Raw genomic sequence first — 17299 nt, 5'->3', positions numbered from 1 at the left:
GCGGAGCCGACCAAGCAGCGCGTCGAAGCTTGGTGCTCGCAGAGGAGGCGGTGCCCGCCACGGTGGATCGAGCAGGTGCGGTGGCGGGCACCTCACCGAGACGAAGCGGTGCCCGCCGCGGCGGATCAGGGAATGCGGCGGCGGGCACCTCACCGACTCACGCATCAGATCGTGAGAACGGCTGAAAGAGAGTGTCGCACGTAAAACTGTGAGCTGATTAATCCGTCCCCCGGTGCGGGGACGCACAGACCGGGGGGTCTACCCGACCGGTCCGGCCAGGGTCTCGACGGCCTCCCGGGTGAGGCCGGGATGCCGCGCACCCCGCACGGTCGTGGTGAGCGCCCCCGCCGCAGAACCCCAGCGCACGGCGCTCTCCAGGCTCGCTGAGGCGGCCAGCGCCGCGGCGAGTCCGCCGACGAATGCGTCGCCGGCGCCCACGGTGTCGATCGCGTCGACGGCGAACGCCGGATGGCTGATCGCGGCTCCCCCGGCGGGCGCGAACACGACTCCCCGAGCACCGAGGGTGACCACCAGATCGGTCGTCAGGTCGGCCGCGATGCCGGCCACGTCATCCGCTTCGAGCCCGGCGTCGAACCCGAACAGCTCGCCCGCCTCGATCTCGTTGACGACGAGCACGTCGACCCCGGCGAGAAGGTCGGCGGCGCGGCGATCGAGGGGCGCGGCGTTGAGCACGACCCGGGCACCCAGCTCGTCAGCACGGGCGACCACCGATTCGACGACCGCGAACGGCACCTCGAGCTGCAGCACGACGACGTCGCCCGGTCGCAGGTCGATCGACGCCGCGGCGGACTCCGGCCACTCGCTGTTGGCGCCCGGGATGACGACGATCGTGTTCTCGCCGCCGTCGTCGACCGCGATGAGGGCGGTGCCGGAGACTCCCGGGACGGTGCGCACCCCCGCGACGTCGACTCCGGCGCTCGCCAGGTCGCTGCGCAGCAACGCCCCCGCGTCGTCGTCGCCGACGCCCGCGACCATCGCGACGGTGACCCCCGGCGGGGCGATCTTCGCCGCGGCGTGGGCCTGGTTGCCGCCCTTCCCGCCCGAGAGGCGCTGAAGCTGGCTGCCCAGCAGGGTCTCCCCCGCCCGTGGCAGATGCGGCACTCGGTACAGCAGGTCGAGGTTGACGCTGCCGACCACGATGACCCGTGCGGAACTCACCGCCCCAGGTTAGGCCGTGCGTGCGAGAACCGAGTGGTTGACTGGGCGGATGGCGGATCGGCTGGCCGACCTCGCGGGTGAGCTCTACGGCGTGCCGCCCGCCGACTTCATCGCGGAGCGCACGGCGCGCGCGAAGGAGCTCGCCGACGACAAGGCGCTCGCCGCCCGGGTGAAGGAGCTGCGCAAGCCCGCCCCCGCCGCCTGGGTCGTCAACCTGCTCGCGCGCTCCCGGCCCGGCGATCTGGACGAGCTGCTCGACCTCGGCGCCGAACTCCGGGCGGCGCAGAACGCGCTCGACCGTGCCGAGATCACCCGGCTCGCGAAGGAGCGACGCGCCCGGGTCACCGCCCTCGCCCGCGTCGGCGCCGGTCTCGCGGCCGACGCCGGACACCCGGTGCCCGCCGGGGTCGTGGATGCCGTCGCCACGACCCTCGACGCGGGACTCGCCGACGCCGAGGCCGCCGACGCCATCCGCACCGGCCGACTGCTGCGCCCGCTTCAGGCGATCGGATTCGAGCCGGTCGACCTCGCGGAGGCTGTGGCCCTGCCCGAGGCGGGCTCCCGCGCGGCCCGGCCCCGCGCGGCACCCGAGCGGCCGCGGCCGCGGGCGATCGACGACTCCGACGCGGAGCTGCAGCGGGCGCGCAGCCGTGCGGATGCCGTGGTGGCGCGGGCGGAACAGGATGCTGCCGAGGCGGCGGACGAGTTCGGCGACCTCGAGGCGCGACTGCGCGAGGCGCGCAGGGCCCTCGCTGCGGCGGAGCGCGAGGCGGAGGCGCTCGAGCGACAACGGGATGCCGCCGGACGCGCCCACGAGACGGCCCGTGCGGCACTGGACGCCGCGCGAGCCGGGCGCCGCGACCTGGGGTGATCCGAGAGGTTGAGTCACCGCAATGGTTGCTCTAGAGTAACCGTTACCCATGAGCAACCAATCGGAACTCGCCCTCGACGCCCTCGGCGATCCCATGCGCCGCCGGATCGTCGAGCAGCTCCACCGCGGACCGACACCGGTCGGCCAGCTGGCCGAGGCGCTCCCCATCGGGCGCCCCGCCGTCAGCAAACACCTGCGCGTGCTCACCAACGCCGGACTGGTGGAGTTCAGCCCGCGCGGCACCCGCAATCTGTACGCGCTCGCGCCCGACGGTCAACGCGAACTGCAGCAGTGGCTGATCTCGATGTGGGACGACGCGCTCACCTCCTTCGCCCGTTACGTCGACGAGGAGCAGCGATGATCCCGCCCCTGCGACGCGAGGTGCTCGTCACCGCGAGCCCCGAGCACGCCTTCGCCCTGTTCACCGAGCGGATCGGCGACTGGTGGCCGTTGGCCCGATTCGGCGTCTTCGGCGACGGCACCGTCGCGTTCGAGGAGCGGCTCATCGTCGAACGCTCCGGCGACCGGGAGTCGGTGTGGGGCGAGGTCACCAGCTGGGAGCCGCCCGGCGCTCTCGGCTTCACCTGGCATCCCGGCTACGGATCGGGGCACGCGACCGATGTGCGAGTGACGTTCGAGGCCGCCGGCGAACAGACCCTGGTCACCCTCGTGCACTCCGGTTGGGAACGCATGACCGACCCGCAGGCCGCCCGTCGCGAGTACGGCAACGGCTGGCCCGCGGTGCTGGCGGGTTTCGCGGCGCTCGCGATGAGTTCATGACCGCCTGGTTCGCCCTCGTGCATCGGCCGGGACCGGCCCTCGAGGGCACGTCGATCTTCGAACATCCGGCGTTCGGCGAGCATGTCGCGTTCCTGCGCAGGTTGCAGGAGCGTGGACTGCTCGTCGCCGCGGGACCGTTGCCCGACGAGCCGGGCGTGGGGATGACGATCGTCCGCGCCGACGACGGCGTGGATGTCGTCGCTCTCGCCACGGTGGACGACGGAAGCGTCGCGGGCGGCTTCCTGACCGTCGAGGTGCGACCTTGGGACGTGCGCTTCACGGGCTGAGGGCGCGCTACGCGACGACGTCGGGACGCACGTCGATCGCATCCCCCTGCCGGATCGCGCTCAGCACGACATCGGCGGTCGAGAACTGCAGCACGTAGTCGCCATCAGGCTCGCCGAACAGGGCGATCCGGTAGTCGTCGGCCGACCACTCCGAACCGCCGCCGGCCGCGGCATCCAGCTCGGCGTCGGCGGCGAGCAGTTCGGCGAGCTGCGCCCACGCCTCGGCGCTCAGCAGCGACCGCAACAGGGTGAACGCGGCGTCGCGCTGCTCGGCGGTCAGGTCACCGAGCCGCAGGCCCGTGCCGGGAATGTTGGGGACGCCGTCGAAGAGGGCGGCGACCTGTGCCGGGTCGAGCGCGGCGACGAAGTCGGCGGCGCCTGCGGCCGCAGTCCGCACCGAGCTGGAGGTGCGCGACGTGGCGGCCGAAGCCGCCACGACGGGGCCCGCCGCGATGCCGCCCGCGAGGGCGAGTGCGGCGAGCGCGCCCAGCACTCGCCGGGTGACGGTGGTGTGGAAGCGCGACGCGGTGCGAGTGGAATCGGTCATGGCTCCAGACCACCGCAGTGACCTCGGGATGCGACTGCCGTTAGCTGTGAGGCAGCTCTGGATCGTCAGGGGAACCGTCGTCGCGCGGCAGCTCGATCCGGAAGACGGTTCGTCCCGGGACGCTCTCGACCGTCACCGTGCCGTCGTGGGCGCCGACGATCGCCGCCACGATCGCCAGACCCAGCCCGGTGCTGCCGGCGACGCGCGACCGTGAGTCGTCGCCGCGGGTGAACCGCTCGAACAGCGTGTGTTGCAGGTCCGCATCGATTCCCGGACCGTCGTCGGTCACCGTGATGGCCGCTCCACCCTCGGTCGGCGCCAGGGCGACGGTCACCGTCGTTCCGGGCGGGGTGTGCACGCGCGCGTTGGCCAGAAGGTTGCCGAGCGCTTGCCGCAACCGGTCGGGGTCGCCGCGCACCTCGATGTCGTCGGGCGGCAGCTCGAGGTCCCAGTGGTGGTCGGGCCCGGCCACGTGCGCATCGGAGACCGTCTCGACGAGCAGGGCACCGAGGGCGACGGGTTCCGCGCGCAGGTCGCGACCCGCGTCGAGGCGTGCCAGCAGCAGCATCTCCTCGACCAGCGTCGACATGCGCACCGACTCCGACTCGATCCGCTCGAGCGACCGCGCCGTGTCGGCCGGCAGCCGAGCGGGTCGCTGCCCGAGCTCCGCGTACCCGCGGATCGACGCGAGCGGCGTGCGCAGCTCGTGGGAGGCGTCGGCGACGAACCGACGCAGCTTCTGCTCGCTCTCGTGGCGCACCGCGAGCGAGGTCTCGACCTTGCCGAGCAGCCGGTTGAGCGCGGTGCCGACCTGGCCGACCTCGGTGTCGGGCGCATCCACCGGAACCCGCTCGGGCATCGACACCGCACCGGTTTCGAGCGGAAGTTCCGAGACGCGCGAGGCGGTCTCGACGACGCCGGTCAGCGGCCGCAACGCCACCCGCACGACGAGCGCGCCGAGGGCGAGGGCGAGCGCGATCGCGGCGAGGCTGACCGCCGCGATCGTCTGGATGAGGGATGCCGTGGCGGCGTCTGCCTCGGCGAGCGACAGCCCGTTGACGACGATCCGCCCGTCGGAGAGCTCGGTCGAGACGACCCGGTAGTCGCCGAGGTCGCCGAGGTCGACCGTCACCGGATCGCCCCCTTCGGGCACCTCGTCCAGTGCGACGAGCTGGTCGGCGTCGAGGCTGCGGAGATCGCCGTCGGTACCGATGTAGCCGGCGTAGACCGTGTCTGCCGTGATCACCATTCCGACCGCCCCCGCGCCCTGACCCGGCAGGATCTGGATGATCGGCGCCGGCCCGGTGAACCCCGCATCGACGGCGTCGCTCGAGCGCCCCGCGGCGGCGGCGAGCAGGCTGTCGAGCCGCGTGACCTGTTGCCCCCGCGACGCCGCCACGGTGACGACGGCGATCGCGATCGCGAGCACCGTCAGCAGGCCGACGATCCCGACGACGAGGCGGGTGCCGAGCGACCAGCGTTTCACGGACTCGCCGGACGGATCGAGTAGCCGACGCCCCGCACGGTGTGGATCATGCCGGGCCCGTGGGCATCCAGCTTCTTGCGCAGGTACGAGATGTAGAGCTCGACGACCGCCGCCCGGCCGCCGAAGTCGTAACTCCACACCCGGTCGAGGATCTGCTCTCGGCTCAGCACCCGCTTCGGGTTGCGCATCAGGAACCGCAGCAACTCGAACTCGGTGGGGGTGAGCTGGATCGGATGCCCGGCCCGCTCGACCTCGTAGCTCTCCTCGTCGAGGGTGAGGTCGCCGACCCGCACGATCGGACCCTCGTCGCCGGCGGCCCGCATCGAGCGTCGCACCAGCCCGCGCAGCCGCGCCATGACCTCTTCCAGGCTGAACGGCTTCGTGACGTAGTCGTCTCCGCCCGCGGTGAGGCCGGCGACGCGGTCTTCCACGGCATCCTTCGCGGTGAGCAGCAGCACGGGGCAGTCGTTGCCCGCCTCGCGCAACCGGCGCAGCACGGTGAGCCCGTCCAGCCCCGGCATCATGATGTCGAGCACCACCACGTCGGGCGGAGTCTCGCGGGCGAGCTTCAGCGCGGTCTGGCCGTCGTGGGCGACCCGGGTCTCCCAGCCCTCGCTGCGCAGCGCCATCCGCAGCATGTCGGCGAGCATCTCCTCGTCGTCGACGACGAGAGCCCGGATCGCGGAACCGTCGGGGCGGGTCAGAGGTTGGGTCACCCTCGTATTGGACGCGTTGTTCCTATGCGTTTTCTGTGGGCCAGCGCCCAGGAGGACCGGGCTAGGGTCGAACCATGGCTGAACCCGGGGAACCGACGGAATCCCGCGTCGCGGTCTACATCGACTTCGACAACGTCGTCATCTCGCGGTACGACCAGTTGCACGGCCGCGATTCGTGGCGCAAAGACGAGGCTCGGCGCAACGACGGCAAGTCGGTGCCCAAACTCGAGCAGGCCCGCGTCGACTTCGGCGCGATCCTCGACTACGCCTCGTCGTTCGGCACCGTCGCCCTGAGCCGGGCGTACGCCGACTGGTCGGTTCCGGCGAACGCGGCCTACAAGCGCCAACTCGTCGACCGGGCGATCGACCTCACCCAGCTGTTCCCGGCGTCGAGCACCAAGAACGGCGCCGACATCCGCCTCGCCGTCGACGTGATCGACGACATGTTCCGCCTGCCCGACATCACCCACGTCGTGATCGTCGCGGGCGACTCCGACTACATCCCCCTCGCCCAGCGCTGCAAGCGGCTCGGTCGCGTCGTCGTCGGCATCGGCGTCACCGGGTCGACGAGCCCCGCGCTCGTCGCCGCCCTCGACGAGTTCGAGGCCTACGACGCCCTGGCCGTCGACGTGCCCGAGCCGACATCGGCTCCCGCGCCCGCCGCGGCCACCACCGGTGACGACACCTCGGTCCCGGTCGCACTCACCCCGGCCACGGCATCCCGGCTGCTGGTGCGCGCGCTCGACCTGGCGCGCGGCAAACAGGACGACGACGAGTGGCTCAACGCCTCGACCGTGAAGTCGCAGATCAAGCGCCTCAACCCGTCGTTCAACGAGAGGTCGCTCGGCTTCCGCAGTTTCATGGACTTCGTGCGCGCCAACGACGCTCAGGTCGAGATCCGCGAAGCCGGCCAGCAGCGATTCATGCGCCTGCGCGAGCCCGCCCCCGACAGCGACACCGCCGCCGACCTCCCCACCGCCGCTGCCGTCGCCCCGCCGAAGCGTTCGCGTCGCGCCGGAACCAAGGCCGAGCCGCCGAAGACGGCGGAAGCCCCCCGTACCGCGGAAGCGAAGCCCGCCACCCGTGCCCCGCGGCGCGCGAAGGCGGCGGCATCCAGCACTCCCCCGTCGGCGACCGACCCGTTCCGCGAGCCGTAGGACTTCGCCCGCACGGAATGCCTCACACGCTGCCGCGTTGGATGACAGCATGACCACTTTCGGCATCATCGGCTCGGGCAACATCGGCAGCAACGTGGCGAAGGCGGTCATCGCTCGCGGTCACTCGGTCGTGATCGCCAACTCCCGCGGGCCCGCGTCCCTCGCCGACCTCATCGCCGACCTCGGCCCGTCGGCACGCGCCGCGACCGCCGAGGAGGCCGCAGCCGCCGGGGATGTCGTGCTCGTCGCCGTCCCGCTGCGCGCCTACCGCGAGGTGCCGGTCGCGCCGCTCGCCGACAAGATCGTGCTCGACGCGAACAACTACTACTTCGAACGCGATGGGCACTTCCCCGAGCTCGATGCCGGCGAGGCGACGACCTCGGGCCTGCTGCAGACCCACCTCCCTGAGTCGAAGGTCGCGAAGGCGTTCAACCACCTCGGCGCCGACGCGATCCCCACCGACGGCTCGCCGACAGGAACCCCGAACCGCCGCGCTCTCGCCACCGCGAGCGACTCCCCCGAGGCCGCCGACTTCGTCACGACGCTCTATGACGAGCTCGGGTTCGACACGGTCAACATCGGACCGCTCTCCGAGTCGTGGCGCGTCGAGCGCGATCGCCCGGCGTATGGGATTCGGCAGAATCGCGAGGAGCTTGCCGCCAACCTGGCGAAGGCGCCCCGCACGATCTGACCCGATTGCTGAAGCGAACCTGACGCCCGAGTCGACACCCCGAGGTCCGCTCCGTCAGGGCGAGATCGCCAGAAAGACGAACGCCAGCAACAGCACGAGGTGCACGACGCCGGCCAGCCGCGTCGCGCGCCCGGGCACGATCGTCAGAATCGACACGACGACGGTGAGGCCGAACAACACCAACTGCACATCGCCGAGGCCCAGCGTCAGGGGCCCGGGCAGCCAGATCGAGGCGACGGCGATCGCGGGGATCGTGAGACCGATCGTGGCGATCGCCGAGCCGATGCCGAGGTTGAGGCTCGTCTGCATCCGGTTGCGCAGCGCCGCCTTCGCGGCCGAGAGTCCCTCCGGCAACAGCACGAGGCTCGCGATGACGATGCCGACGAACGAGTGCGGGATGCCGGCCGCCGCGACGCCCGACTCGATGGCCGGGGATACGGCTTTCGCGAGCCCCACGACGGCGACGAGGGAGACGAGCAGCAGCACCGCGCTGACCGCGGTGGCCCGGTTGGTCGGCGGGTCGGCGTGACCGTCGCCGTCGGCGTCGGCATCCGGTCGGATCGTTCGTCCGTCGAAGCCGACGGGCAGAAAGAAGTCACGATGGCCGCGGGTCTGGGTGGCGACGAACCCCGCGTAGAGCAGCACCGAGACGATCGCGACGAACGCGAGCTGCGCCTCCGAGAAGCGCGCCCCCGGTTCGGAGACCGTGAAACTCGGCAGCACCAGCGTGAGCGTCACCAGGGTCACGACGACGGCGAGCGCCGCACCCGCGCCTTCGGCGTTGAACCGCGGGAGGCCGTGGCGTAGCCCACCGAGCAACAGCGAGATGCCGACGATGCCGTTGAGGGTGATCATCACCGCGGCGAACGCGGTGTCGCGGGCGAGCGTCTCGGTGCCCTTGCCGCCCACCATGAGGGTGATGATGAGGGCCACCTCGATGACGGTGACCGAGACGGCGAGCACGAGCGACCCGAACGGCTCCCCCACCCGGTGGGCGACGACCTCGGCGTGATGCACGGCGGCGAGCACGGCACCGATCAGCACCGCTCCGGTGAGCACGACGGCGACGACCTCGAGGCGGCGGTCCCAGGTGAGCACGAGGGCGACGGCTGCAACGGCGGGGACGATGACGGTCCACCGGTTGAGCAGTGTCGCGGCCCAGCGGGCGGCGAGTGGTCGGTTCATGCAAGGCCCCTCGTCGTCGGTTGCCAGTTTACCGAGGGCTCCTGGGAGCTCAGCGCCTCAGGTCACCGCACGCGTGTCATCCCCGTCAGGGTGCGTCACCACCCGACGGCGAGCGCGAAGAAGCCGAGCACGGCGGTCGCGCCAGCGATCGCGAAGATCACCAGGTTGAGGTACGGCTTCTCACCGCGACGGACGTGCACGACGAAGGCGCCCGCCTGCAACAAGGCGAGACCGAGAGCCGCGAGGGGGCCGAGCACCGAGATGATCCGCAGCGCCATCGGCAGGATGACGCCGATCGCGCCGAGCACCTCGAGGGCGCCGAGCACCTGGATCTGCCGGGGCGTGAAGTCTTCGACCCAGGCGAACGGCTTGCCCATCGTGGCGAGCTTCTCTTTGGGGCGCACCATCTTCATCAGTCCGGTCGCGAGGGTGAGGAAAGCGAGGATGCCGGCGGCGATGAAGTAGGCGATGATCATTCCTCGACGCTAATGCCTGCGGGGAGCAGTAGGCTCCCCGCAGACTCACCGCCGAGTCCCTCAACCGATTCGAGGAGCAGCCATGACCGTTCCCGCCATCAACTACATCGCCGTCGTACTCGCCACCCTGTCGAGCATGGTCGTCGGCTCCATCTGGTACACGCCGAAGGTGTTCGGCAACTACTGGATGAAGAAGTCGGGCGTCACCCCGTCGGGCGACGCGAAAGACGCCATCCGCCCGATCGTCGTCACCGTCATCGTGAGCTTCATCACCGCCTGGGTGCTCGCCGGAGCCATCTGGATCTCGTTCGACTTCTACGGCGGCTCGTTCCTGGTGAACGCGCTGCTCACCGCCGCCATCCTCTGGGCCGGCTTCACCGCCGCCCGGTTCATCACCCACGACCAGTTCGACGGCCGCCCCCCGGGCCTCACGCTGCTGAACTCGGCGCACGAACTCGTCACCGTGCTCGTGATGGCGCTCATCATCGGGGTCTGGCCCCCGGCGTAGCTACTTCGCCGCCGGGTCGGGCTGGTGGATGCCGAACGTGTTGCCGTCGGTGTCGAGGTAGTACCCCTGCCACGCCATCCCGGTGAGCGCCAGTTTCGGCATCACCACCTGCCCACCGGCGGCGAGGATCTTGCCCTCGGTGGCGTCGTAGTCGGCGACCTCCATCGTGCACACGTACGCGTTGGCCCCCGAACCGTCCGCCGGCGCGGGGCCCGACCGCTGCAGCAGACCGCCGTTGATGCCCGGATCGCCTTCGGCTCCGGCGATGATGCCCCAGTACGGCGAACCGGTCATCTGCCCGTAGTCCTGAAACGTCCAGCCGAACACCGCGGTGTAGAAAGCCTTCGCGCGCTCGATGTCGTCGACCTGGATCTCGAAATGCACCGGACCCGTCATCGTGGCTCCTTCGCGTCGGGGACGTGGCGGCGAGACCGACCCTACGCCGACGCGTCGTCCGCATCCAGGGTCGTGATACCGATCGGGCGGCACCGCCGTGTTACGCGCTTCTCGCCGACGATCTGCAACCCCGCGGAATTGCCCTCAAGCTGTCGGCGCTTCACGAGCCAGTCGCCGACACCCTCGCGAGAACCTCTTCCCGTTCCTCGGGCGACAACAGCCCGGTGAACGGCGAAACGCTGCGCATGTCGATGTCGTGTTTTGTGGTGCCGAGCATGACGGCGACCAACCCGCCGATGTCTCGACCCTCGATCAACTGGGCCCACTGATCGAGCCAATCGCGGGCGCCGCCTCGGAGGCTGGCACGTATCGGGTCGAGTCGCGAACGGGCAGACCCGACTACCGCTTCGGGGTCCGCCACGAGCTTCGATGCGACCGAGCGATGGAGTTCAAGACCTAGCCGATGTTCGCGCCGGTCAACAGGCTCGAACTCGGGCCGCCGAGACCGCGACGAAACGACGAGACGCTCTCCCATCGCAGCCAGAGCGCGCTGAAGGGTTTCGACCCGGATCGTTCCCGCCGCTTCCGACCGTTCCCAGTCGACGACGGTGGGACCGGCAACCCCGCACAGCCGCGCGAGCTCACGAACGCCAACAGAGTGGCGCTGTCGAGCATCGCGAATGAGAACACTCACAGATCGACTCCTTGCGGTAGGTTGCAGCCTAACACCGACGGGATGCCGTCGCGTCGTGAAGCGCGGCCTCCCGAAACCGCGGTCGTGGCGCGCTATCGTCAACGCCAAGTCAACGACGACCTCGCTAGGCGGATCAGATGGATGAGAAGTCCTGGAATGTCGCGCGGCTGATTCCCACCTCGGGCATCAACGGCGCGGAGGAGCAAGAGCGCCGTGCCACATCGGCGCTGCTCGCAGTGATGAGCTCGGTCAAGGAGTTCGGGCGGGTGATGACCGGCCCGCTGGGCGCGCCGTCGGGCCAACTCGAGACCTTCATCGAGGTGCCGTTCGATCTGAACGGCAAACGGATCTTCCCCGACGGTCTCATCCGCGCACGACGCGGTTCGAAGTCGTGGACAGCGCTCGTCGAGGTCAAGACCGGCACCAACGAGCTCACGGTGCAACAGCTGGAGAACTATCTCGACGTCGCCCGCGAGAACGGTTTCGACGCGCTCATCACCATCTCGAACCAGTTGCCGCCTTCTCCCGGCGTGCACCCGACGCCGGTCGACGGCCGCAAGCTGCGCAAGGTCGCCCTGCACCACTGGTCGTGGACCGAGGTTCTCACGCAAGCGGTCATGCAGAAGGAGTACCGCGGGGTCGCCGACCCCGAGCAGGCGTGGATTCTCGGCGAACTCGTGCGATACCTCGAGCACCCGAAGTCCGGCGCGATGTCGTTCGAAGACATGGGCGCCCAGTGGGTGCCGGTACGGGATGCCGTGCAGGCCGGGACACTGCGCGCAAGCGACAAGGCCGCGCTCGACGTCTCGTCGAGCTTCGATGCGCTGATCCGCTTCGCGGCCCTGCGACTCGGGCGACGACTGGGGGCTGAGGTCACACCGGTACTCACTCGCGCGGAGGTTGCGAACCCTGCGTCGCGCTTGGCTGCTCTGTCAGCGGGGCTTGTGAAGACCGGGAACTTCTCGGCTGCGCTTCGGATCCCCAACGCGGTCTCCGACCTCGCGATCGTCGTTGATCTGCGATCGTCGAAGATCACCTGCTCGTTCGACATCGACGCACCGCGCGAAGGCCGATCGACCACACGCATCAACTGGCTGGTTCGGCAGCTCAAGGATTCCCCTGGCACTCTCCGCATCGAGGCGCACTTTGCCCGCGGCCGCGCCGACGCCGCTGAACTGTTGCGAGACGTGCGGGAGAACCCAGCAAAACTCGCGACCGAGCCGACGAAAGAGATCAAGTCCTTCACCATCGCCCACGTCTCGGGGGCCGGTTCGAAACGCTCCACCGGTCGTGGCGGCTTCATCGACTCCGTGCTGGATGCCGTCGACGCAAGCTACGAGGAGATCGGCCAGCGCCTCAAGGCGTGGGCGGCAACGCCCCCGCGACTGCGCTCCGACGCAGAAGTCGAAGTAGAAGTCGACGTGCCGGCGAATCTGCCCTCCGCCGCGTTGTCGTCGCAAGACGAGTAGCCAGTTGCTGCTCGCGGTAGAGCCCCCGCACCGCCGAAAGGTGCGCGCTACAAATGGTCGCGACGTCGGGTGGGAGCGATCCTTCCCACCCGACGCCCAGCCTGCTAGGCGGCCTGACCGCTGTCGGGGCTCTCGTACTTCGACGCGACGAACTGCTTGAACGCCGCGAGAAGGTCTTCCTCGTTCTCGATCGCGCGGAACGTCACACGGTAGTTCGTGTTGCGACCGCGGCCCAGGCCGTCACGCTTCTTCAGCGTGTCCTTCGGCGTCTTGATCAGCTTCCCGTTCTTCGCACGAGCCGCCGTTTCGAGCTGCGCGTACGACAGCACCGCGGTCTCGTAGAAGCGGCCCGCAGACATCAGCAGGTTCGCACGTGCCCAGCCAACCGGGACGAGCAGCAGAGGCTTTCCGTCCGCGACCGGCAGGTTGAAGTCCGCCTCGTCCCACTCACGGGCCACCGGGTCCCAGACCTGGCGACGGAAGGTTCCGACCGTGTGCCCGCCTGCGGTGAACTCGGGATACTTGGCGAGCATCGACTCGGTGAAGCGGGCCAGAGGGCCGAAGACGATACGCGTGGTGACGTCTGACGTGATGTCGCGGTCGACGCCCTCCACGAACAGCGGCAGGTCTTCGAGCTGCTTCAGCACGCCGATGCGAACGAGCGCCGACACGTTGTCGTTCAGCGTCTCCCAGATCAGAGTGCCGATGCCGTCTGCGCCGCCGTGACCGTTGAAGCCGGTCTCGGACATGCCGAGGCGGGTCTCCCACGGCTCCTCGAAGTGCTGGAGCAGGTTCTCGCCACGAAGCACGTGGCTCGGCGTTCCCTTGATCACGCAATTGGTGACTTCGTGCAGGAACGTGTCGGCACAGATGATCGCGTCACGCGCGAACGGCTGCGGACCGCGAGCCAGGCGGATCGCGTGCGGGTCGAGGAACTGGAGGTTGTCGGCCTCGACATTCACATCGACGAACGGAACGGGTCCGGAGATCCCGTAGTAACTGGTAATGCTGGGCATAAAGCCCACCTTCTTCCTTCTGGGTCTTGGCCCCGAGAAAGAAGTGAGACTCCCTGTCTCAGCGAACTTCGGTACGCTGGTGATGACCTACCAGTCAACATCCGCGCTCCTCGGGGCCGGGTTCTGGCCTGATTCCGCTGTAACGGGATCAGGCCAGAAGTGTTTAGGTCTGCATGTCTTCCTCGGGGAACTCGTCATCGTCGTCCAGCAGGTCGTCGTCTTCGCCCTCGACGCCATGCTGCTTCTTGGCACGGTTGCCGATCACCTCGACGCTCGGGCTGGTCAGGTCGATGCAGAGCATCCCGTCCTGCTCGTACGGCTGGTAGCGGCGGCTGACCTTAGTGTCGACGCCGTAGTACTGCGTGAACGCCGTGGCGGACAAGATCACCTGGCCGGTCTTGCGCTCTGACTGCGGTCGAACGGTATAGGCGTGCGACTCCGCGGATGGACGCATCGCGATGACGTGCGCCTCCTTGTCGAACAACAGCTCGACGGTTTCGGGCTCCCCGATGAGCTTGTGAGCCGCCTTGTTGATCGAGAAGATGCCGCGCTTCTGGATCGTTACACTCGGCGCCTTGGCCAGCGGGGCCATGCGCTTGTCGAACACTTCGAACGCCACTTCTTACTCCCTTCCCGACGGTATCTCCAGTATACGGCACGGAACGGGCAAGAGAGAGCTTCAACGTGTTTGAAGTTTTCTATCGCAAGATTGCCCGTTGCGCCCCGAACATGTCGAATCGATACAAGATGGCCTTAAACGCTGGATGACAGCGTGAGCGCTCGCTGGAGGAGCTCAAGCGGCGCAGCAGATCCTTCATCGAAAAGTGATCGAAGAGGTGTTGCAAGCCCGCCTTTCGGCTTACTTCGTCGCGCCAGAAGTAGATCTCATCACGGTTTCGTCGGTTTCCGGGTCGATGCCGAGTGCTTCACGAACAGCAACTACATACTCAACTCGCGCGGCCTCGAAGCCCTCGGACTTCCGCTTCTCGGAGATGGTGGTTGCCACCTGGGTGCGGAGCGCGTCGGCCCGGCGAATCACTGCCTCGGGCCCAAGGATAGAGATGGTAGAGATGACCTCGGCCATCGGAGTGATCGCGACCAGCATTTGATCCTTCGTTTTCGGCGTCATTTTGACCGAGGCGAGCAGCATCGTCCGATCGACCTCGCGAAGGTAGTCGGTGTAGGCAGCGTGCCGCTGGGTCCGCTGCCAACGCTCGTGCTGTCGTTTCTCCGTATATCCCGCGACCCACCGAGCGAATGCGCCGGTCAAGACTGCGCCGACGGCGACCGCTCCGACGCCGACCAGAGCAATGATCAGCGCAATGTTTGAATCGGCGGTGGCCCCCGTCTCGAGTATCAGGGCAGCAACTCCTTTGCTGCAGCCGCCGTCTGGATCGCGGCAGCACCCACGATCGCCGTGCGGAACGCGACGGGCCGAACCTTCCGCCCCAGAGTACGAATCCGTGTCGCCAACTTCTTGTTTCCAAGAGCGTCGACCTGCTCGGCGAGATCGGTGAGGTAGCCCACCAGCTCGTTGATGCGTCGAAGAAGGTCGATCGCGTCAAACGTCTCATGCTCCGTGAGCGCGGTCTTCAGCGCGGTGATCAGCTCGAAGACGTAGCGCCGCTCGTGAACCGACAAGGTGATCTCGTCATCGTTCAGGAGCTCAACCAACTCGTCGAGCGCGCCGAGAGACTGGGTGCGCCCGGCCTCTTCGAGGTGGTAAGCCTCGGGGTTGCCATCAATCACATCCGCAAGTGCGTGCAACTGGTCGATGGTGGTCTGTGCGACGAGGACGGCGTCCGACTGGTGCTGGGAATTCCATTGAACGTTCGGCACGACAATGCCTTTGACCCACTCTGTCTCCGAACGCCGGTAGTGCTCGGTCGGGCGTCCAGCTGCCTCCATCGCCAAGAGAACCCGGTTCACCTGCGCGACAAGGTCCATCGCATAGACGTGCCGACTCCAAGCCTCGCGATTGTCGCCGCCGTGAACCTGGATTACGCGCTGAGTCTTCCCAACCCTCGCCCACTCCTTGAGCAGATCGGCGAGCTCTCGGGCGGCGTTCATGGGCTGCAGCCTAGCGAAATCGACCGACCGCGACGTCGAGAGATCGGCGGTGCCCGCGGCTAGGAAAAGCGCAGATCGCGCCTTATCGAACGGGCCTCCCTCCCGCATGTCATCGCCGATAGCCGGCACTTCCCTACCCCTGAGCCCGCTCCAGCACGAGTTCGCGGACGCGGGCGGCATCCGCTGATCCACCCATCGCCTTCATCACGGCACCGATGATCGCGCCGGCCGCCTGGACTTTCCCGTCCCGCAGCTTCTCCAGCACGTCAGGCTGCTCCGCAAGCGCCGCATCGATCGCCGCCAACAGTGCCCCGTCATCCGACACCACTGCGAGACCCCGCGAGGCGACAACCTCCGACGGACGCCCCTCCCCCGCGATGACACCTTCGAGCACCTGGCGGGCGAGGCGGTCGGTCAGCTCCCCCGCCTCCACGAGCGAGATCAGCTCCGACACGTGCAACGGCGAAACGAGCGACGCAGCGTCGACAGAAGCCGCATTCGCGAGGCGGGCGATCTCACCCGTCCACCACTTGCGGGCCTGAGCCGGCGCCGCACCGGCGGCCACGGTCTCCTCGATCTCGACGAGCAGCCCGGCGTTGGCGACATCCCGGAACTCGAGCTCCGTGAACCCCCACGTCTCACGCAACCGCCGACGCCGCACCGCGGGCGCCTCGGGCAGCGCCGCACGCAGCGACGCGACCAACTCGACGGAGGGTTCGATCGGCAGCAGGTCGGGCTCCGGAAAATAGCGGTAGTCGTCGGCATCCGACTTCACCCGGCCGGGCGAGGTCGTGCCCTTGTCTTCGTGCCAGTGGCGGGTCTCCTGCTGGATGGTGCCGCCGGCGGCGAGGATGGCGGCCTGCCGCTGGATCTCGTGGCGCACCGCCCGCTCGACCGAGCGCATCGAGTTGACGTTCTTCGTCTCTGTGCGGGTGCCGAGCTGGGTCGAGCCCCGCGGCATGAGCGACACGTTGGCATCCACCCGCAGGTTGCCGCGCTCCATGCGCGCCTCCGAGATGCGCAGGCCGCGCACGATGTCGCGGATCGTGCCGACGTACGCCTTCGCCACTTCCGGCGCCAGGCCTTCGGTGCCCATGATCGGCTTCGTCACGATCTCCACCAGCGGTACTCCCGCGCGGTTGTAGTCGACGAGGGATGCCTCAGCCCCGTGGATGCGTCCGGTCGCGCCGCCGAGGTGGGTGAGCTTGCCGGCATCCTCTTCCATGTGCGCCCGCTCGATCGGGATGTCGACGGTCGTGCCGTCCTCGAGCTCCACCGGCACCGACCCCTCGAACGCGATCGGCTCGTCGTACTGGCTGATCTGGTAGTTCTTCGCCAGGTCGGGGTAGAAGTAGTTCTTGCGGGCGAACCGGGATGACGTGGCGATCTGGCAGCCGAGCGCGAGCCCCAGCGAGATGGCGTACTCGACGGCGGTCGCGTTCACCACCGGGAGGGATCCGGGCAGCCCCAGGTCGACCGGGGTGATGAGCGTGTTCGGGGCGACGTCGTGGTTGTCGCTGTTCGCCGGGTTCGGCGCATCCGAGAACATCTTCGTGTTCGTGCTCAGTTCGACGTGAATCTCGAGGCCGATCACCGGCTCGAACAGTTCGAGCGCCTTGTCGTAGTCCATCAGATCGGCTTTAGCCATGTGCTCCATCGTATTTGGCGTGGGAGGGGGCGGATGCCGTGGGCGGTTCGGCAGCGGATGTCGAGTCCTCCACAGGGTGCGGCGCAACGACTTATCCTGAGAATGGTTCGTCTATCTAGTACA

The 17299-nt window shown here is 68.6% G+C and carries 21 protein-coding genes; 8 read left to right on the top strand and 13 right to left on the bottom strand.

All coding sequences use genetic code 11. The annotated features are described in order from the left end of the window. Window positions 1-258 precede the first annotated feature (258 nt). Window positions 259-1179, bottom strand: coding sequence for a ribokinase (locus tag IE173_RS02045; protein WP_191281709.1), 921 nt, complete (start codon window positions 1177-1179; stop codon window positions 259-261). Between the two features lie 49 nt (window positions 1180-1228). On the opposite strand from IE173_RS02045, the gene IE173_RS02040 reads away from it, so the two are divergent. Genes IE173_RS02040 through IE173_RS02025 form a run of 4 tightly spaced genes read left to right on the top strand, consistent with a single transcriptional unit; the run spans window position 1229 to window position 3117 of the window. Continuing rightward, the gene (locus IE173_RS02040; RefSeq protein WP_191281708.1) at window positions 1229-2050 is read left to right on the top strand and encodes a transposase; all 822 of its coding nucleotides are present in this window, start codon (window positions 1229-1231) and stop codon (window positions 2048-2050) included. 49 nt (window positions 2051-2099) lie between these two features. Beyond that, window positions 2100-2411: an ArsR/SmtB family transcription factor gene (locus tag IE173_RS02035; RefSeq protein ID WP_191281707.1), complete on the top strand. Its 312-nt coding sequence runs from the start codon at window positions 2100-2102 to the stop codon at window positions 2409-2411. Further along, a complete protein-coding gene (locus IE173_RS02030) occupies window positions 2408-2830 on the top strand; it encodes an SRPBCC domain-containing protein (RefSeq protein ID WP_229841818.1) in 423 nt (140 codons plus the stop codon). The genes IE173_RS02035 and IE173_RS02030 overlap by 4 nt, the downstream gene beginning before the upstream one ends. Continuing rightward, window positions 2827-3117 carry a YciI family protein gene (locus IE173_RS02025; RefSeq protein WP_191281706.1) on the top strand — a complete coding sequence of 97 codons (291 nt, stop codon included), beginning with the start codon at window positions 2827-2829 and terminating at the stop codon, window positions 3115-3117. The genes IE173_RS02030 and IE173_RS02025 overlap by 4 nt, the downstream gene beginning before the upstream one ends. A 7-nt stretch (window positions 3118-3124) precedes the next feature. Here IE173_RS02025 and IE173_RS02020 read toward each other — a convergent pair whose 3' ends face one another. Genes IE173_RS02020 through IE173_RS02010 form a run of 3 tightly spaced genes read right to left on the bottom strand, consistent with a single transcriptional unit; the run spans window position 3125 to window position 5866 of the window. Beyond that, complete coding sequence (locus IE173_RS02020) at window positions 3125-3664, bottom strand: DUF3500 domain-containing protein (protein WP_191281705.1); 540 nt, start codon at window positions 3662-3664, stop codon at window positions 3125-3127. 40 nt (window positions 3665-3704) lie between these two features. Further along, window positions 3705-5150 (bottom strand): sensor histidine kinase, encoded by a 1446-nt coding sequence (locus tag IE173_RS02015; protein WP_191281704.1) that lies wholly within the window; start codon window positions 5148-5150, stop codon window positions 3705-3707. After that, window positions 5147-5866, bottom strand: coding sequence for a response regulator transcription factor (locus tag IE173_RS02010; protein WP_308433070.1), 720 nt, complete (start codon window positions 5864-5866; stop codon window positions 5147-5149). The genes IE173_RS02015 and IE173_RS02010 overlap by 4 nt, the downstream gene beginning before the upstream one ends. Window positions 5867-5940: 74 nt before the next feature. Between IE173_RS02010 and IE173_RS02005 the strand changes: the two genes are divergently transcribed. Together IE173_RS02005 and IE173_RS02000 are read left to right on the top strand one after the other, a co-directional pair. Then, the gene (locus tag IE173_RS02005; RefSeq protein WP_191281703.1) at window positions 5941-7023 is read left to right on the top strand and encodes an NYN domain-containing protein; all 1083 of its coding nucleotides are present in this window, start codon (window positions 5941-5943) and stop codon (window positions 7021-7023) included. 37 nt (window positions 7024-7060) lie between these two features. After that, window positions 7061-7714 (top strand): NADPH-dependent F420 reductase, encoded by a 654-nt coding sequence (locus IE173_RS02000; RefSeq protein ID WP_268248891.1) that lies wholly within the window; start codon window positions 7061-7063, stop codon window positions 7712-7714. A 54-nt stretch (window positions 7715-7768) separates the two neighbouring features. Here the strand turns inward: IE173_RS02000 and IE173_RS01995 are convergent, their stop codons facing one another. Beyond that, complete coding sequence (locus IE173_RS01995; protein WP_191281701.1) at window positions 7769-8899, bottom strand: calcium:cation antiporter; 1131 nt, start codon at window positions 8897-8899, stop codon at window positions 7769-7771. Between the two features lie 95 nt (window positions 8900-8994). After that, window positions 8995-9375 (bottom strand): DoxX family protein, encoded by a 381-nt coding sequence (locus IE173_RS01990; protein WP_191281700.1) that lies wholly within the window; start codon window positions 9373-9375, stop codon window positions 8995-8997. Window positions 9376-9457: 82 nt separating this feature from the next. On the opposite strand from IE173_RS01990, the gene IE173_RS01985 reads away from it, so the two are divergent. Next, window positions 9458-9883, top strand: a complete 426-nt coding sequence (locus IE173_RS01985; RefSeq protein WP_191281699.1) for a DUF1761 domain-containing protein — start codon at window positions 9458-9460, stop codon at window positions 9881-9883. Here IE173_RS01985 and IE173_RS01980 read toward each other — a convergent pair whose 3' ends face one another. Together IE173_RS01980 and IE173_RS01975 are read right to left on the bottom strand one after the other, a co-directional pair. After that, window positions 9884-10279: a VOC family protein gene (locus IE173_RS01980; protein WP_191281698.1), complete on the bottom strand. Its 396-nt coding sequence runs from the start codon at window positions 10277-10279 to the stop codon at window positions 9884-9886. A 160-nt stretch (window positions 10280-10439) separates the two neighbouring features. Next, window positions 10440-10973, bottom strand: a complete 534-nt coding sequence (locus IE173_RS01975) for a helix-turn-helix domain-containing protein (protein WP_191281697.1) — start codon at window positions 10971-10973, stop codon at window positions 10440-10442. Between the two features lie 137 nt (window positions 10974-11110). Between IE173_RS01975 and IE173_RS01970 the strand changes: the two genes are divergently transcribed. Next, window positions 11111-12442, top strand: a complete 1332-nt coding sequence (locus tag IE173_RS01970; RefSeq protein ID WP_191281696.1) for a stress response protein — start codon at window positions 11111-11113, stop codon at window positions 12440-12442. A 104-nt stretch (window positions 12443-12546) separates the two neighbouring features. Here IE173_RS01970 and IE173_RS01965 read toward each other — a convergent pair whose 3' ends face one another. The 5 genes from IE173_RS01965 to gatB form a co-directional block, all read right to left on the bottom strand. Further along, window positions 12547-13458, bottom strand: coding sequence for a hypothetical protein (locus IE173_RS01965; RefSeq protein WP_191281695.1), 912 nt, complete (start codon window positions 13456-13458; stop codon window positions 12547-12549). A gap of 163 nt (window positions 13459-13621) precedes the next feature. Further along, entirely contained in the window at window positions 13622-14077 is a 456-nt protein-coding gene (locus IE173_RS01960; protein WP_191281694.1) for a hypothetical protein, read from the bottom strand. 240 nt (window positions 14078-14317) lie between these two features. Continuing rightward, entirely contained in the window at window positions 14318-14728 is a 411-nt protein-coding gene (locus tag IE173_RS01955; RefSeq protein ID WP_191281693.1) for a hypothetical protein, read from the bottom strand. A gap of 86 nt (window positions 14729-14814) precedes the next feature. Continuing rightward, complete coding sequence (locus IE173_RS01950) at window positions 14815-15528, bottom strand: hypothetical protein (RefSeq protein WP_191281692.1); 714 nt, start codon at window positions 15526-15528, stop codon at window positions 14815-14817. A gap of 133 nt (window positions 15529-15661) precedes the next feature. Next, window positions 15662-17176 carry an Asp-tRNA(Asn)/Glu-tRNA(Gln) amidotransferase subunit GatB gene (gene gatB, locus IE173_RS01945; protein WP_191281691.1) on the bottom strand — a complete coding sequence of 505 codons (1515 nt, stop codon included), beginning with the start codon at window positions 17174-17176 and terminating at the stop codon, window positions 15662-15664. Between the last annotated feature and the right edge of the window lie 123 nt (window positions 17177-17299).

This window comes from Pseudolysinimonas yzui (assembly GCF_014653215.1).
Classification (GTDB): Bacteria; Actinomycetota; Actinomycetes; order Actinomycetales; family Microbacteriaceae; genus Pseudolysinimonas_A; species Pseudolysinimonas_A yzui.
The sequence above is the reverse complement of the archived record's forward strand: the minus strand, read 5'-3'. Positions and strand labels throughout refer to the sequence as shown.

Coding starts and splice junctions, on each gene's coding strand:
- IE173_RS01950 (WP_191281692.1), bottom strand. CDS start 15,528: ATGAACGCCGCCCGAGAGCTCGCCGATCTGCTCAAGGAGTGGGCGAGG.
- IE173_RS01985 (WP_191281699.1), top strand. CDS start 9,458: ATGACCGTTCCCGCCATCAACTACATCGCCGTCGTACTCGCCACCCTG.
- IE173_RS01995 (WP_191281701.1), bottom strand. CDS start 8,899: ATGAACCGACCACTCGCCGCCCGCTGGGCCGCGACACTGCTCAACCGG.
- IE173_RS02035 (WP_191281707.1), top strand. CDS start 2,100: ATGAGCAACCAATCGGAACTCGCCCTCGACGCCCTCGGCGATCCCATG.
- IE173_RS02020 (WP_191281705.1), bottom strand. CDS start 3,664: ATGACCGATTCCACTCGCACCGCGTCGCGCTTCCACACCACCGTCACC.
- IE173_RS01980 (WP_191281698.1), bottom strand. CDS start 10,279: ATGACGGGTCCGGTGCATTTCGAGATCCAGGTCGACGACATCGAGCGC.
- IE173_RS01965 (WP_191281695.1), bottom strand. CDS start 13,458: ATGCCCAGCATTACCAGTTACTACGGGATCTCCGGACCCGTTCCGTTC.
- IE173_RS02030 (WP_229841818.1), top strand. CDS start 2,408: ATGATCCCGCCCCTGCGACGCGAGGTGCTCGTCACCGCGAGCCCCGAG.
- IE173_RS01970 (WP_191281696.1), top strand. CDS start 11,111: ATGGATGAGAAGTCCTGGAATGTCGCGCGGCTGATTCCCACCTCGGGC.
- gatB (WP_191281691.1), bottom strand. CDS start 17,176: ATGGCTAAAGCCGATCTGATGGACTACGACAAGGCGCTCGAACTGTTC.
- IE173_RS02025 (WP_191281706.1), top strand. CDS start 2,827: ATGACCGCCTGGTTCGCCCTCGTGCATCGGCCGGGACCGGCCCTCGAG.
- IE173_RS02040 (WP_191281708.1), top strand. CDS start 1,229: ATGGCGGATCGGCTGGCCGACCTCGCGGGTGAGCTCTACGGCGTGCCG.
- IE173_RS02005 (WP_191281703.1), top strand. CDS start 5,941: ATGGCTGAACCCGGGGAACCGACGGAATCCCGCGTCGCGGTCTACATC.
- IE173_RS01990 (WP_191281700.1), bottom strand. CDS start 9,375: ATGATCATCGCCTACTTCATCGCCGCCGGCATCCTCGCTTTCCTCACC.